7 protein-coding genes are annotated in these 17,889 nt (G+C 42.0%); all 7 read right to left on the minus strand.

Annotated elements, in window-relative coordinates; genetic code table 11:
• Nucleotides 1-206: 206 nt before the first annotated feature.
• The gene (locus ACE01N_RS17945) at nucleotides 207-1,943 is read right to left on the minus strand and encodes a sugar-binding protein (RefSeq protein ID WP_380591985.1); all 1,737 of its coding nucleotides are present in this window, start codon (nucleotides 1,941-1,943) and stop codon (nucleotides 207-209) included.
• Between the two features lie 799 nt (nucleotides 1,944-2,742).
• Nucleotides 2,743-4,287: a RagB/SusD family nutrient uptake outer membrane protein gene (locus ACE01N_RS17950; RefSeq protein ID WP_380591987.1), complete on the minus strand. Its 1,545-nt coding sequence runs from the start codon at nucleotides 4,285-4,287 to the stop codon at nucleotides 2,743-2,745.
• 20 nt (nucleotides 4,288-4,307) lie between these two features.
• Nucleotides 4,308-7,400, minus strand: coding sequence for a SusC/RagA family TonB-linked outer membrane protein (locus ACE01N_RS17955; RefSeq protein ID WP_380591989.1), 3,093 nt, complete (start codon nucleotides 7,398-7,400; stop codon nucleotides 4,308-4,310).
• 36 nt (nucleotides 7,401-7,436) lie between these two features.
• A complete protein-coding gene (locus ACE01N_RS17960) occupies nucleotides 7,437-8,915 on the minus strand; it encodes a fasciclin domain-containing protein (RefSeq protein ID WP_380591991.1) in 1,479 nt (492 codons plus the stop codon).
• Between the two features lie 9 nt (nucleotides 8,916-8,924).
• On the minus strand, nucleotides 8,925-10,409 hold the full coding sequence (locus ACE01N_RS17965) for a RagB/SusD family nutrient uptake outer membrane protein (RefSeq protein WP_380591993.1): 1,485 nt from the start codon (nucleotides 10,407-10,409) through the stop codon (nucleotides 8,925-8,927).
• An 11-nt stretch (nucleotides 10,410-10,420) separates the two neighbouring features.
• Nucleotides 10,421-13,687, minus strand: a complete 3,267-nt coding sequence (locus ACE01N_RS17970) for a SusC/RagA family TonB-linked outer membrane protein (RefSeq protein WP_380591995.1) — start codon at nucleotides 13,685-13,687, stop codon at nucleotides 10,421-10,423.
• A 22-nt stretch (nucleotides 13,688-13,709) separates the two neighbouring features.
• Complete coding sequence (locus ACE01N_RS17975; RefSeq protein WP_380591997.1) at nucleotides 13,710-15,902, minus strand: fasciclin domain-containing protein; 2,193 nt, start codon at nucleotides 15,900-15,902, stop codon at nucleotides 13,710-13,712.
• Nucleotides 15,903-17,889: the final 1,987 nt, after the last annotated feature.

The raw sequence follows: 17,889 nt of genomic DNA on the forward strand, positions 1-17,889 counted from the left end.
ACACAAAAAGCTATCTGTCAACCCAATACCATCCCATCTGTATACATACAGCATTACGGATTATACTCAGACATACCACTTTAAAGCCCTTTCATTTCCAAAGCATACAGCTTATTACAGAGCCTCCGGACATCCCCTTTTTACTTCAGGCTTATTCAAAAAAGGCCTTGCTTATGGCAAGGCCTTTTCTGAGAAAACCAATTAATTTATCGTACTAACTTCTGTGTTGAACCATCATCCAGTCGAATGAGATATAAACCTTTACTTAACTCTGAAACGTCAATTTTAGCTACGCCGTTTACAGATCTTTGTTCTGCAACTTTATGTCCTGCGATGCTGTATACTGATACATTGGTATCTTTACCTGCAACCTCTACATTCAGGATATCAGCATTACCCACAGGATTCGGATACATATTGAATTTTGTTGTATTCACTTTCTTCAATCCTGTTTCTACTCCCAGAATTTCTGTATCAGCTTTGCTGATCAGTGATACGCTGTCTATATACACAGTACCATCATCTATGGCTAACAGGAACTGAACTTTTTCTACTGTAGTTTCAGTAATCTGATCGAAAGTCACTTCATACTCGTACCATGTAGGTTCTGTCTGCAGTTCAAACTGCCACTCTGATCTTCCTTCAACGTTTCCAGCAGAACTACTTGCTCCATAGCGGTTATAACCGTTTGCTTCTGTATCTTCAAAGTCGGTTGTTGCCATACGCACCTTCGAAGCCCAGGCTTTAAACTTATAGATATAAGGTATATCAGGTGTTGCATGGAACATGTTAGTTTGATTAAACTGATAATGCCAGTTTGCATCTTTAGCAACAGTTACACATTTCACCACACCGTCTTCCCAAACGTATGTTTCTCCTGATTCAGCGTCTACCCAGCCACCCCAGGCACTCAGGTCAGTATCAAAGTTACCGTTCACGATCAGGTTTGCTTCATCTGCAGTCAAAATCTGATTAGTGATTGTAATGGTTACAGGATCAGAATCAATGTATCCACCATCAGTAGATGATGCATAGATGGTAACTTCTCCATCTCTTACTGCTTTTACCAATCCTGTAGAGGAAATAGTTACGGCATTTGCAGGATCAGCATAATACTTTAATTCCTGATTTGTTGCATTACCAGGATTAACTGTTGCAGTGAGTTGAACTGTACCGTTGTTTACGTCAATTGTAGTAGCAGAAGCATCCAAAATAATCTCATCCACATAAATAAGATCTGAAGGATCAGCAAGTGTTACCAGACCAACATCATCCATATTACTCCAGTTTTCACCCACGGTACCAATGTTAGCCCATACTTTACGTTGTCTTGATCCGGCATCTCCGGCTACATCTCTGTCAGCAATATATACGTCAAAGCCAAACTCGGCTGTCTGAGCCATAACAAAACTACTTTTATCAACGAGTGTTGAGAAAGGAATGAAATATTCAATGGTATAGCTTGGATCTGTGGTTTTAAGGGCATACCTATACGTTTCTTCCTCAATTAAAGCTCCATTGGCATTTTCTTCTGTAATACTTGGGGCAAACTGGTAATGTCCGGTTCCTCCTGTACTTGGGCCCTGACCATCAGCGAGATCACCTTCGTTTACATCAAAATAAACTTCAGCCTTGTCATATGTCCATTCATCTCCACCTGTTTGCGCATACCATGGAACAAGTACATCATCATCCACATAAACCAGCACAAAAATACCACTGTCTGCATACATACCTTTAAAATAAGATGCACCCACAGTAGGTGTTTCACCAGTATAATCTTTGTCAATATCGTACTTGGTTGCATTATCCCAAACCGCATCAATTTCACCGTCCAATACAGGAGCAGTATCAGTTAACCTTGTAAAAACTGCTTCAGGCTGTTGTGCAAAAGAAAAAGCACCAACCAGTAAAGCTGCAAGAATTGTAAAAGTTTTCCTCATAATAATTAGAATTAAGTTATTAATTTTAAGTGTTGCTTTTCAAAAAAAACTTGATGAAACTAAATTATGCAGTTTTAGGGAACCAACATAATAACCCGTCGCTATTTATGCGCTACACTTAAGTAAATCGTGCAATAATTTCATTTACAGCCACACACAAAAATCTGAATTACTGCATGTTACAAATTCAAAAAATCAAATTTTAATCGCCCTTTTTATATATTAAAACCATGTATTGCACACATTTCATTATCGTTTAAGCAACACAAAAGCACTTTATTCCAACCATTGGATACTTCAGTGCAAAAAGGTTAGAATCAGCTTGTTCAAAAAGGTCCTCTCAAAGTATGTTAAACTAAAGGCAAAATCGTATATTATTGCATAACATGAGGAAAATATACGTCATTACAATAGCGAAGAACTCCGCAGTTATATGGATCCAGGTCTAAGCACAAAGGGACACAAAGCATCCTCACCACTATAAAGGAACTAAAATCCTCATAATTAACCGGTAATTTTTAACATCCAAAGTACTTCGTGCAATTATTTTGAGAACAAATGCATCTTCATGGCTTTATATTTAAAACTAGTTTATTAAGTGATAAAACTTAAACATAAATAAATACTTAAGTGGTTCAACAGGTTTACTCAGTCGGCTATATTAAACAACAGGATGCAGAGCAATGAGGTGCCGGAATTAATTTCAGGCATGGTACATAAATGCTAAAAAAAATCCCCTGACGTAAAAATGCCAGGGGCTACAGTTGTTAAGGTTGTGTTTGTATGGACTCCGGACCTGTCAGTGAAATGGCAGGTACCAGTTTTCTTTATTCATATAAAACTGTTTTACATATTCCGCCATACTACTGTCGTATTTTGCAGCAATGATGTTTCCAATATATTCCCCAGGATTGTCACGTCGTTCTGCCACGCGGATCAGATCTGACATGCGCTTTCCTTCAAAGGCACATTCCATGGCTTTTTCCTGAAGAATGAGATCTTCAATCCTTTCTACCCGTTCATTCCCGGTAATCGAATCCGGAATTTCCCTGTTTTGCAACAACACACGGTTTCGTATACCACGGTTTTTACTGAAAGCCGAATAACCTGCCGGTCGTTTGGATAGACTCACACCACTGATCCCGTTATTTAAAAACATGAGGGCCACATCCGACTGACCGTTGCGGTTCAATGCTTCAGCAAGCAGAAGATGCACATCACCTGCGCGTTGAAGCACGATATCAGAGCTGAACGGCTGAGCATCGTCAATATCGTATTTCTTAATAAAGTAATTACCGGAAGAGATCGTATCGTATGTTACGCCCATACCGCGGTATACATCTGCCGTATCGCGCCGGGTAGTAATCTGGGCTTCCATAGAATCCACAAGGACCTGCGAAGGTTTCACCATAAACGAGCGATTTGGAAGCATAAGTTCCACCATGGTATTTACCTGTTTCTGATTGATGGAATACGGTATAACCAGCATGTTTTCAAGTATGGCATTCTCCGCATTAAGAAAGATAGATTCCCAGGCATCTTCATCGTAGGAGGCATCGACCTTATATGCTTCATCACCAGCAATTGCCGGAGCAGATTCCAGGCCAAGTTTCAAATAATATATGGCGTTTTCATAATCCTGTTTCTCCAGATACAATTCCCCAAGCACTGCTTTGTAGTTTGGGAAACCAGGGAAATAAGCCTGATCCCTGGCAACAGATGCGGTATCCTGATCGTAAATCACAGAATCGCTGTTAAACTGACTGATAAGTTTGTCAATAACGTCCGCTTTCGACATCGGTGTCATGCTGCTTAAGTCTTCGGGCAGACTGGTCAAATTATCATCTATTATAACCGCCACACCATATAAACGGGTTATATTAAGATAGCACCATGCTCTTAATCCATACAGGTTTGCACGCATATCGAACAAATAATTCGGTTTAAAATCCCTGTCTTTTTCTTCCGCTCTCTCAATATTCGCAAGCACCTCGTTAACATTAATTATCACCCTGTACAATCCTGAATAATCCAGGTATCGATTATCTGCATTGAACTCCTGGTTATACAGCGCCGCAATATCGCTGCCCGCATTCGGTGTGATATCCATCTGGTCGCTGCGCAATCCGTCCAGCAGAATCAGGTCAGGTGCCACATCCTGAAGGCCACTCAGGGTACCATATAACGATGCCACGGCATCCTCAAGGGTTCGGTAATGCTCATCGGGGGTAATCCGTTCACCAACCGGAACATCAAATATATCGTCGCTGCAGGCTACGGTCAGACTGAATACTGCTGCTAAAGCGAGAAGTCTGAATATCTTATTAAGTGATTCTGATACCATCGTTTTTAATTTTTCCAGAATTATAAATCAAGTTTTAAACCCACAATAAACTTCCTTGTCTGAGGCATTTGTCCGTAATCCAGTCCCATACCAAACACATCGTTTGTATACTGGAACTCCGGATCATAACCGGAATAACTGGTAAAAGTCAACAGGTTTGTTGCAGTAACATAAGCAGTCAGGCCTCTGAAGCCAAATGCTTTTGGGAAATCATAACTTATTGTGAGTTGTTTCAGTCTTACAAATGATGCATCCTCAATCCAGCGATCTGAAAATACCGTGTTACCTGTCGGATCACCAATCGAAGAACGGGGAACAGAATTTGATGTTCCGGGTCCGGTCCACCTGTTTAGTACTGAAACGGACTGGTTGCTGTATCCATACATCGACTCTGTGAGGTATTTCACATAATTGAAGGCATCGTTTCCAACGGCATAATTAAGCTGAGCCGAAAGCTGCAGGCGGTTTAATTTAAAGGCTGTAAATACTCCACCGTATAAATCGGGATTCGGATTTCCGATAACTGTTTTATCCGCTTCGTTAATGATGTTATTATTATCCGCATCATGATATTTTATATCGCCGGCCTGCATAATCTCACCATTCGGTCCGGTAACGGCAGCAGCTTCAGCATCGGTATTAAAGATACCATTGGTCTCGTAGCCGTAAAAAGCAGTCCTGCTGTTCCCTACGGATGTGACCATCTGACCACCGTAGAAGTCGGTGACTATTTTATCTGCCTCCGGATCAATAAACGACAAAGCCGTTATTTCTGACACCGTTTTAGAAGCATTCACGGCCAGTGTCCAGATTACCGGCCCCAGATTCAGACGGGTATCAAGGCTCACATCCAGTCCTGAAATCTTTAGCTGACCATCATTATTATAATATTCAGGATATCCGTAATAAAAAGGCAGTTCCTGTTGCATCAGCAGATTGTTGATATTGGACTGGTAAGCATCAATATGCAGATTAAGCTGTTGTCCGAAAAAGGTAAGATCGGTTCCTACGTTAACCGTATTTTTCCGTTCAATTTCCATGTCAGGATTTGGGATCGCCTCGCGTAACAATACACCAGAACTGTTGAGGCGGCGGGTCACATAGTAGTTTTGAGAATTGTAGTATACAGAACTAAACATGTTCCCTGTTGCAGAATAGGAACCGCGTAGTTTAAAATTATCGACAGGTCGCCATGCCGCTGCCACTGACGGATACAGATTAAACCTCTGATCACCGCTTAATGCTGAGCTGCCATCGTAAGAGAGACCGGCTTCAACAAAATACTTCTGTTTGAAATTATAGCCAAGATTTGCGAAATAAGAGAGCCAGACCAATCCTGTTTCATCACCTCCCACTTCTCTTAAATAGGTATATTTTCCGCCTTTACCCAGACTACTGGTTTCGTCTGAAGCTGTATTCAGGTCAATCGCATAGTTATACTTGTAATTATTTTTCATATAACGCAATCCGGCATTGGCAGTATACGCGTGTCCATTACTGTTTACATTATGATAGGTCGCCATGGTATGGCTTTGCACCGATTGAAACTCGTTGATAAAATACTGCGGACTGTTCTTTGCCGAATCCACCTGAACCAAACCAATATCCGGAAGGAAAATATCTTCGTGTGAGTTGTTGTAGTCTATACCAACCAGTGTAGAAACACTTAGTTTATCGCTGAACTCATATGTGGCTTTCAAAGAACTTACAAAAATATAGTTCACATTTTTTCCGAGTGCGTTCCGGGTTATTGCCACCGGGTTACTCACCGGAAATATATCACCAACATCATCAAGATATGGTAAAACGGCACCTGTCAACGCATCCCGTGCATTGGTCTGCATAATGGATGGTTTAAGCAACGCAGACAGCATAGGGTTTTTAAAATGGCTGTACCCCTGATTTGGTGTTGTGCTGTTAGCCAGTGATATTTTCACATTAGGCTTCACAGAAAAATGGTTTGTAATATTTATTTTACCATTGATGCGCAGGTTGAACCTGTTGTATCCCGTATTATCATAAATACCATTCTGTGCAATATAGCCTGTAGAAATATTGTATGTAGCAATTTCGTCACCACCCTTCAGAAAAAAATGGTACTTCTGCAAAACAGCGGGTTTGAAGATTTCCTTCTGCCAATCGGTACGGTTGTTGTATTTGTAATACCCCAAAGCGGACTGATTGCCATTCAACCATGGATACATGTTGTTGATCTGATCTGTACTGTAACCCTGACCGCCCAGTACCTGATCAAAATAGGTTCTGAACTGATCTGCATTCAACACCTCCAGTGGCTGCGGACTTGAAGCCATACCACTATATGCCGAAAATTTAATGCGGGTACTGGCCTCAGCTTCCTGTTCAGAACTGATATTGATTAAGCCGTTTGAGCCTGCTGAACCAAGAAAAGACAATCCATCTTTCATCACGGTGATATCGGTGATGTCTTCATCATCAATAATATCCATCGGATTCAGGGTAAAGCCTTCCAGAATTCCGTTTTTCGCATAGTTGTAATTATGCAGCATTCCATCGATAAACACCACAGGTTCGTTGGATGCCAGAAGTGATGAACCACCCCGGATATTCATATAGGTCCGCTGGCCCGGCATGCCGGATTGTTGCTGTACATACAAACCCGATATCTTCCCCTGAAGTCCCTGATCAAACGAGCTATTGGTTGTCATCTCCATATCCTGAACCGTGAGCGCCTCCAAAGGAGCAACAACATTCTTAAGCTGTTTATTCTCAAGTGGTGTAATCACAAGTTTATCTTCCGATTTATACATCTCCGGAACAAGATAAACCCGGATTGTCGTCTTTCCATGCACATAGAGACTGCGTTTGGTATATCCCGGCAAATTAAAAATCAGCATGGCATTGGCATCACCTACCCTGATGCTGAATTCACCTTTTTCATCGGTACTGGTGGATATTCCTGAAACGGCATCTGAAACCGATACCATACCCAGTGCATTACCTGTTCCTGATTCAATTACTGTTCCTGAAATATTTACGCTGTCAGTCTGCGCTGTTACATAGCCTGAACCACCCACGATAAACAGAGAGACCATGAGTGCTAAACAGAATATATATTTGCGATTTTTTGTCATTTCAAACTATATTAGATTATGGATCAGATTATTCATTTAGTCAACCGGTGTAAACGTTACTGTGTCCCAGAATAAGCCACCAAACTGAATGGCTACCAGTTTTATTCTATGCCTTTCGGTTTTATCCCAGATAAACGTACCCAGATCAGGCACTTCGCCGGAATTCACGATTCCAATTCTTTCGTCGTCAACGAATACCTCATAGCCCACCTGGTTTTGCCAGATATTGCCGGATACATGGTATTTCCCTTTCATGATCTTAGGCGTAGTGATCTCAATCCACCAGTAGCCCAGCATGTTCAGACAATCATCGTTTAACAGTGTTCCTGTATCGTGATCCTTCCAGTAATACTGTAGATAATCGCCTGACCATTTGATGTACTCAAAGGTATTTTCCCCGTCAAACCATTTCATGTAATACTTACCGAAATAATCGCCCTGCTTCAGATCGAAATAATCTGTGACCTCAAAAATAATCGTAGTAGGACTGGGTGTTTCAACAGGCAGCAGGTTGTTAATGGTATGTAAAGCACCGTTTTTAGCAGGATAATTGGATTCCGGCACATAAAACCCGGTATAGGCTTCTGTTTCAGGATCCAAATTTAGCTTGTAATCATCTGTAATGGTTGCCTTTACATTATTGTCATGCGACAGAATCGGATATAACTGCGATTCAAGATCTGACAGATAATAGGTGTTGGCCATACAATGATATTCCATATAACGGTAGAATCCGTTATTCAGAAAAGTAAGACTATCAGGCGTATCCGTAAACTGATTGATCAACTGATCAATATTTGTAATACCGTAGCGCCGGTATGTTGTATCCGCAATGGCCAGCACAGTAAAGCGTGTTCTCGCCGTTTTTTTACCGTAAGGGAAGGTGATAATTTCCAGGGTATCGCTTAGCCCTGTTCTTTCAAGTCCCTGGGTAAATATTGAATATGACGGATTATCCTTCAAGGTCTGATAAATACTTTTTGTGATGATCGGAATAACCTCGTCCACAACATGGATAAATCCGTTGGCCGTCTCTACGTCCCTGTCAATAATTTTTGCTTTCTTGTTGAGAATAATATCTGCATTCTGGAATTCACTTACAATGTAGTCACCAAGTGCGTTGGTATCGCGCAAGGCACCCAGCCCCACATCACCGGTTGTAATCTGATTGGCTATCAAATGGTTGTAGACAAAGTCATATACCATGTTCGTATCCGGAAAATCGCGAAAAGAAGAATAGCCATTTTCCTGGTAAAATTTCTGGATCGCCTCATCAGTTGGCAGAAACAAGGTAAAAGGTCCGCGTGTACTCAGTATGCGATACAATTTTGTATACTCCAGCATCTTGTTGAATTCCGAAAATTCAGCATTATCGGCTACATACTCTGATATCACCTGGAATTCAGAATCCACTTTCCAGTAGATGGGATCCTTTTTACAGGCAAATAATACGACCAGCAACATTGCCAGAGGCAAAACGGACTTTATGTTATGTAATACTATCTTTTTCATCATGCTTTCTGATTATCTGTCGTAATACGGGTTTTGGATCAAATTCGGATTGGTTCTGATATCCCCTTCCGGAATAGGCAGGTAATAACTGAGGGTATCATAAACCTTAGCCTGCAGAATCGGTTTCTGCTTGATATCGGCACCTGCCAGGATCATGCTTATGATGAGCTGTTTCTGCTCAAAACTGTTGCGTTTGGCAACCCTTAGTACATCGAACCATCTTTTCCCTTCAGCAAGAAATTCTTTGGCCCTTTCTTCCAGTATGGCCGTCCGGAGATCTTCTTTGGTATCAACAGGAGAATGCGAGAGGTTTGCTCTTTCCTTGGTCTTCCGCAGCCACTCGTTGGCTCCGGATACATCATCCAGCTCGTTCAGAGCCTCTGCCTTTATCAGGGTAATATCTGCATACCGATAGTACAGAAAATTCGCATCACGCTGGTTCTGTGAACGTGGAATTCCGGTTTCTATGCTAATGCTTTTATATTTCCTCAGCGGATCCGGATTTCTTGGGCTTGACGGATTACAGGTGCGAATATCCTGTTCTGAGAGCAACAAGGTTAACTGTTGCATATCAGACCGTATTTTTGCCCCTCCGGTCAGTGGAATAAGATCGTTATAAATGGGATTCTCCTGGTAATCCAGGTTATCGTCGTACTGAATTTCAAAAATACTTTCCACCTTTGAGTTACCCGGATAGTATAAACTAAACCAGTTGTCGGCCGGTTCCAGATCGTACAGACCAGAAGCGATAATTGAATCGCAGTAATCTGAAGAAAGCCGGTACTGCTCATCCCAAAGATACACATCAGCCAGCAGCGCCATAATCGCATATTTATTGGCTCTTCCGGTTCTGAATCCCGGTTCAGCATTGCTTCCGAAGAATTCAGTTGTATATGCCATATCCTTGGCTTTCAGCAGATCCTTAATAACCTGGTTTAAAACTTCCCGTTCCGAACTTTTAGGAATAAACATATCTGTTGTGTCCGATAAGGTGGGTTCAATAACCAGTGGAACATCTTTCCACAAACGCACGAGATAAAAATAACTCAGTGAACGAATAAAGAGCGCTTCGGCATCCACACCATCCATCATGCGTTTTGTAAAAGTCTCATCAATTTCAAAAACTTCCTTGTCATAATACATCAGTGTATTGGCAAGGTTAATGGCCTTATAATAGCGTCTCCAGCTTACCGCACCGTTTGTAGGGCTGATATTACTTTCTGCAATGCGTGCATAATCCTGGAACGGAGATATATCGTTGATCACCATAAGATCTGCCCTAAGTTCACCCCATATCAGGTTCTCCATGGATGCATCCCTGAACGCGTTGTACATGGCTCCCATTGCGCTGTACACATCTTCAGTTTTACCCCAGAAGTTTTCCTTCAGTAATTCGTCTTCAGGCATCAGCGTCATCCAGTCGTTACACGATGTGATCATGAGCAACAACATCACTGCAATGGCCACCGGTTTTTTATATATTCTGTCAAACTTCATAGCTGCAATTCTTAAAATGAAACATTTAAACCAAGCATTACTCTTTTGGATGGCGGTGTTCTGCTGTAATCCTTTGGCAGTGTATCCGGCCTGTTCGGAAGTCCGACTTCCGGATCCTGTCCCGAATAGTTTGTCAGTGTAAACAGGTTGTATCCTGTGGCATACACTCTCAGACTTCTCAGGTGAAGCTTTTTCAGGAGAACACTGCTAAAATCATAGCTCAACGATATGGTTTTCAGACGCATATACGATCCATCTTCCACAAACCGGCTTGATCCAAGCCAGTTGTACCCTTTGTTATATAAGGGCCTCGGAACATCGGTAATATCACCCGGATTTCTCCAGTACCAGTTTGTGGCTTTGCTCTGGTTATCGTAGTTATACATTTTTTCGGTATCCATTCGGGTCTGGTTTATTACTTTCTGACCCAGCTTGAAATAGAGGAAGGTATTGAATGTAATATTCTTATACTGAGCCCTGATACCGGTACCACCCATTACTTTTGGGTTCAGGTCGCCTAAATAAACCAGGTCAAGTTCATCAATCTTACCATCATGGTTGATGTCGTCGTATTTGGCATCACCACCTTCAAAGGTATAGCCTTCTGATCCACCCATAATCATTTTTAAGGGTTCGGTCTTATTCAACCCATAAATTGGATCGCCATTTTCATCGCGCACCACAGCATCTTCATTGCTCTGATAAACACCAAGGTAACGGTAGCCAAAGAATCCCCCCAGCGGTTCACCCGGCACCACACTGATTTTGTAATTCCCGTTTGCCAGCATATCACCGTATTCCATGGCAAAGTTCTCCGGCAGGCTGATCACAATATTTTTGTTGGTAGAAAAGTTGGCATTAACGCTCAGTTTAAAAGCCGTCTTTTCAAGAATCTTGTAATCCACCATCACTTCATAGCCCCTGTTTTCCATCTGTCCTTCGTTGATACTCATACTCGTAAAACCGGTATGGGTCGGGATGGCAGTGTTTTCGAGAAACAGGTCCTTGGTGACTTTGGTATAATAATCCAGTTCAACATTTAAGCGGTTTCGTAGTCCATAAAATGATATACCCGGGTTGAATGTCTCCAGGGTTTCCCATCTCAAGCTGGTTAATTCCACGCCATTGGGTTCAACGCCCTGGTAATTGAGATAAGACAGCTGAGCACTTGAATTATAGGTGTTCCAGTAAAGATAGTTTGTATTGGGTGAGTTCCCACTCTGTCCCCAGCTGACACGCAAACGAAAGTCATTGATCCAGGTGGCATCCTCCATAAAACTTTCCTCGTTGATTCTCCAGGCACCTGAAACAGTAGGGAATAAGCCCCAGCGACTATCGGGACTATATTTTGAGTTGCCTTCGTATTTTGCACCCATCGTAGCCAGGTATTTGTCTTTATACTTATAGGCACCCTGCAGGTAGAAACCAAGCGAACGGTATTCGGAAAAATTCTGTCCGATATATTCAATGGTTTTATCACCGGCAGGCAACTGAAGGTAAGGTGATGCCGAACGGCTTGTCTGCTGCTTTTGCCATAGCTGATTGGTTTTCTCGGTATCAACCTGCCCCATTACTGTAAGACTGTGATCTTCTCCCAAAACCGGTGTGTAAATCAGTTGATTATAAGTATAAATGGTGCTTTTCTTTGAAAACTCATCGGATGCTAGGTTGGTTATTTCACTGTCGTAAATGTAACCTACGGCATCGTATGGCAGGAACCTGTGTCTTTTATTATCGAAGATATCGAGGGTGATGGTAGAATTTAAGATCAGGTTGTTTTGAATCCGGTAACGCAATGTAAACAGAGCCCTTGCATTATTTTTTAGCTGTTCGTTCACTCCCAGGTTTGCCAGAGCCACCGGATTATACATATCTCTTGCATTTCCCTGTAAGGTTTCTGCCGGTGTAAAGTAATCGCCAACATGTTCATTGTTTTCGTCCCTGTCGTACACACTCATGTTGGGCATTTTACGGTACGCGATGGATCGAATTAATTTACTTCCGAACTCAGGATCCTCCGCATCGTAAGTATTGTACTGATCGTAACGGGTGTACAGGATATCTGTTTTAAACGTCAGTTTTGACGACAGATCATAGTCGAGCGAACTACGCAAAGTCAGTTTTTTAAGCCCGTTATTGATGGTAGTACCGGTTTCGTTGGAGTGCCCCACTGACATGTTGTACCGTGACTTATCACCGCCTCCACGTACTGAGAACACGTGTTGTTGTGAATTGGCACGCTGCGTAATCTCTCCTACCCAATCGGTTTCCTGAATGAAATTATAATATTGCGACCATCTCGGGTCAAAGGCAATTTCGTTGGCCAGGTTATTGTCAACAAGGGGATTGAACTGATTTGAAAATTCATTACGATCCACATTGTAATGCATCTGCTGAATCAGACGGGAATAGTCGCCTCCGTTAAGCATAGGTAGCGGATCCGGTTCCCAGCCCACAGCATATTTATAGGTATAGTCGAAAATAGGTTTTGATTTGATACCGCGCTTGGTTTTAATCATCAAAACACCGTTGGCAGCGCTTGAGCCCCAGATGGCTGTTGAGGCAGCATCCTTCAGTACCTCTATGCTTTCAATATCCTCGGGTGCCACATCTATCATGTTACCAAACTTTTCGATATCGGCAGTGGCAAAATCGAAGTTTTCATCGATTTGTGAATTATACGGAATGCCGTTGACCACAATCAGTGGTGTATTCCTGGCATTCAGAGTAGCTGTACCACGGATTCTGATATTCAGGCCTGCTCCCGGATCACCGGAAACAGAAGTAATATCGACGTTTGCAATACGCCCCTGTAACATATCCTCCACAGAGCTTCCCATCTGTGTTTCCAGTTCCTTGAATTCGAGGCGCGACACACTGGTGGTCCTGTCCCTGATGGTTGTTATGCCATCGTTGGACATTCGTGAACCGGATACCGATACTTCGTTCAGCGCCGTCGATGAGGTTCCAAGCTCCACATTAATGGTTGTTTTCCCGTTGACCGGAATAGTTTGCTTTTCGTATCCGATATAAGAAAACTGCAGCGGATTATCCGGATCACCCGTCTGAATGACATAGTTACCGTTCATATCCGTAATTGCACCTGTAAGAAAACGTTCGTTTTCATCAATTTCCACTACGTTGACGCCAACAAGAGGTTCCTTTGTTTCGGCATCAACCACCTGCCCTTTAATGATGGTGGTTTGCGCCTGTGCATTTAAAAGACCTCCGGCTAAAGCTATGATAAGTAATCCTGAAATAAGTAAGATTTTTTTCATTTTAAGACTCGTTACAACGTTACTACTGATACTTTAACACGGAGTTAATTTTATGAATCACACTCTTCTGGGCCAGGTTATCTGCTTTGGCATGATCCACTGTGACCACCTGTCCGCTCATATCTGTAACACTGAGGTTATTCATTACATTATTAATAGTCACCGTATAAAACTTAGGTCCGTTGGGGGTTTCCGGTGCTTCTGCCTGCGTTGAAAATGTTCCGCTACCACTGGGATCACCGTTATCGAATGAGACCACATCTTTTACAAAATGATACTCCAGAAATGCAATCAGGGAATCACGGTCCTCAGGAATCAGTCCGGCATCTCTTGCAGCTGCAATGGCGTCGTTGGTTGGTGCAAAAACCGTCCAGGCATCCGAGTTGGAGACAAAGGAAAGTCTTGGAATCAGTTCCTTGGTATCGCTGTCTTTGATACGACGGTTTAAAAGCCGTGAACCATCAAGCAGGGCAGCAAATTCAGATAGTTCAGGATCGAACCATATTAACTTGCCCATGCTGTAATACCTCGATTTAATGGCATTTGTTATGCCATACTGAATCCCTGTTTCGTTGGGTTCCTTACTGTATACAATGGTTATGCTATCGTTTAAATACTGGTTTTCAGGTCCCTGCAGAATATTATTCCGATAGTGCACATAGTTACCTGAACTCATTTCAAGAAATCCATCGCCACTTAAATCTGTCACCTTACTGAAGGTTACATGGTTCTGAACGAACTCTGTCAGCTGATCAGTTTTCATTTTCCGCCAGACTTCGTCGGGACCGTAGTATTCAATCTGATTGGTATTTTTATTATACCGTACATTAGATTTTTCCAGCTCATCGTTTGTTGGTGCAAACAGCGTTACATCCTGGTATCCACTGGCCAGTGTCCGGATCATGCCGGTTTCATTCAGGGCAAACAGAAAAGTGGAATAGTCCTTAATAAAAAAGAGATCACCAGTAACCCCTGTAAATGCATTGGGTTCCAGCACTTTTTTCATGTCGTAAAATACACCGTTGCTACACATATAACCGGAATTGATATCATCGCGGGTTAATGTAAGCGGATCACCAAAATCGTTGAAAAACCCGCGCTCCATTTTCGAAACCAGTCCCAGTGAACGAATCAGATGGCTTCGCAACACATACGACAAGGTGATAAGCGGCACACTGTCAATGCTGCCGTAAGAAGCCAGTAGTTTGTTATTGATATATGGTTCCAGGATATTGTCTTCGGGAATAAACGCACTGTACACATCCTTCATCCTTACCTCAGGGCCATCACCGGGACCTGCATCGTTAGCAATGTTGGGCAGATCAACATACGATTTCTGATAAAAGGTATTCTGATCCTCATCCACTATAGGTAAGCCATAATCGGCAAAGCGTTGCATAAGATCGTAGAACACGCCGTATTTATCGAGATGCTTACGCAGATACTCCTCAATACTGGGCATGGGTGCCACTACCTGATCGAGATAGTAGATAAACCCACTGGACGTTCTTGCTCCCAGTTCATCCGGTTTTGCCGGATTCGGGATCACCCTGGCATTGTGCCAGTTCATGGCCTGACTGGCTAACGGTGAAGCAGCATCGTAAGTACTGTTGGGGTATATAAAGGTATAATCAGAACCATCTGTGGCAGCGAAATAATCTTCGAAGAAATCCTTGCTCCATAGCGGTACATATTTATCTCCGGTATAAATCAGCAAGGAATCACCTTCGAAATCAGTATTGTATTTAACATACTCTGTATAGGGTGTTGAACGGCTTGGTGTTCTTTTACGGAAAAACAGCCCGGCATATTCCCCGTTTGGCCCCTGTTCCTCGCTCCATACGTATTCGTAGATTAACTGATAACGTGAACGTGGATTGACAAGGATATGCAATGTAAACAATTGAAAAGCCTCATCGTCGGTCAGGTCATCCACCGATTCTTTACCAATGGAATGAAAATATTCTGTAAAAGCTTCATCGTTTGGCACAAACAAGGTATACAGAATTTTAGAAACAGATTCAGTATATCCGGCTCTGTCCATTAATTCCAGAAAAATGGTATAATCACCTGCGGCCTGAAGGGTTTCAATATTCGATCCACCCAGCCATGGCGGGTCTTCGTATCTTTCTTTATAGTCCTTACAGGCAAAGAGAGCCAGAAGCGCAAACAGCACTGCAGCTCTTTTTTGGAAAAACCTAAGATTAATAAACATATTCGGATTTTTGTAGTATTATAGTTAGCAAAACATACCCTTAAAATAGCTCAATCGAACCAACTAAAATAGCAAATTATAAGGTTATCATAACAACACTCCCAATTTTCAATTTAACATTTTTTTTGTAATTGGTAACCCGAAAATAAGGCCTTTCCTTAAATGTTATCTGATGAAAACTCATACTTATTCTCTACAATGAAAATTTAATTCATTATATCCGCATTACAGAAGCACCTTAGTTGTTCTTACACTTGCACTTACACCTACAAACCCCAATGAATTCAAAAAAAATATTCCATCACCTTTTGAAGCTGTTTTTTCAGATTTTCATGTAAAAATACCTTGAAAAATAAGTGTCTTAGATACGCTTATCCGCTTTTTATAAAGGTATGGTCCTCACTCATTTTTAGAAAAAATAATCCTCCTTTCGTAAGGCATCCCAGACCTACGGAATCTGCCAAAATTTTGGTTAAATGGTACATTCAATTTTATGACCCTCCCTGGTTATTTAATTACGAATTATGAATACATGCCCCACCCTGGCATTTGACAAACTTGTAAGATTCTATTTACTGCCCTCCCTAAACACTCTCTTCGGTCGGCCCAGGGAGGGGATTTGGACAAGTGATTTTCGTTGGGATGTGATTGAATCAAATTTGCAGGTCTATACTGTCCCTCTTTGTCACGCAGTGTAGCGAAGTGATAGAGAGGGCTGTCTTGTGGAGAACATGGTGGAACTGGAGTCTGGGGTGAGTCAAATAATTCATGACCCACCCTGGCTTTTGGCAAACCTGCAAGCTTCATATTTACTGCCCTCCCTAAACACTCTCTTCGGTCGTGACCAGGGAGGGTATTCGGACGGGTACAGTTGCTTGTGAGGCGATTGGATTAAATTGGATGAATTTGGCAATTAGAAAAGAATGAAAAGTTATAATCGGGTCCGCTTGTATAAACGGTCCCTCTTTGTCACGCAGTGTAGCGAAGTGATAGAGAGGGCTGTCTTGTGGAGAACATGGTGGAACTGGAGGCTGGGGTGAGTCAAATAATTCATGACCCACCCTGGCTTTTGGCAAACCTGCAAGCTTCATATTTACTGCCTTCCCTAAACACTCTCTTCGGTCGTGCCCAGGGAGGGTATTCGGACGGGTACATTTGCTTGTGAGGCGATTGGATTAAATTGGATGAATTTGGCAATTAGTAAAGAATTGAAAAGTTATAATCGGGTCCGCTTGTATAAACGGTCCCTCTTTGTCACGCAGTGTAGCGAAGTGATAGAGAGGGCTGTCTTGTGGAGAACATGGTGGAACTGAGGACTGGGGTGAGTCAGATAATTCATGACCCACCCTGGCTTTTGGCAAACCTGCAAGCTTCATATTTACTGCCCTCCCTAAACACTCTCTACGGTCGTGCCCAGGGAAGGTATTCGGACAATTGCCTTTTGTTGGGATTTATCGGATTAACTATAGAACATGGCCCTTATTATAAGTGGATAAAATTCATATATTATGCCGGTAATATAACCAGATGCCAATGCTTTGTTGATATTCTTGTTTATAATCATTAAAAATGTTAAGAAGAATCAAATTTTCTTAATGGGTCGATCGTATTTTTATTATATTTAATCCCGGAATTAGCCTGTTACAGTTCCAAAGGGTGAAGTATTTGTGTTAATATTGGTTGCATGGCAGTGCGGTATGTGTGAGGCTATACTGCGGCAATGTGGCTGAGGTGGCGAAGCATGTAACAGACTTAATATGATTTTTTTAATTTAACCCAAAATACGCGTACCTGATGCTTTTTTTAGTGATATTAAAATATGATTATTTTTACTTTATAAAACTGATAAAACTTCGGCTTTATCGCCCGTATTGGATGGATAAGCTGAATAAATATCAGTATATATACTAGTTGTAGCTAATTTTAAGATGACCAATTTGCATCGACAATTCATAACAAATATTGATTCCAGAAGAAATCTTGCGAA

The sequence above is a fragment of the Quyinboa ferrireducens genome, from assembly GCF_042436675.1.
In the GTDB taxonomy this organism is placed as follows: domain Bacteria; phylum Bacteroidota; class Bacteroidia; order Bacteroidales; family UBA5342; genus JBHJHP01.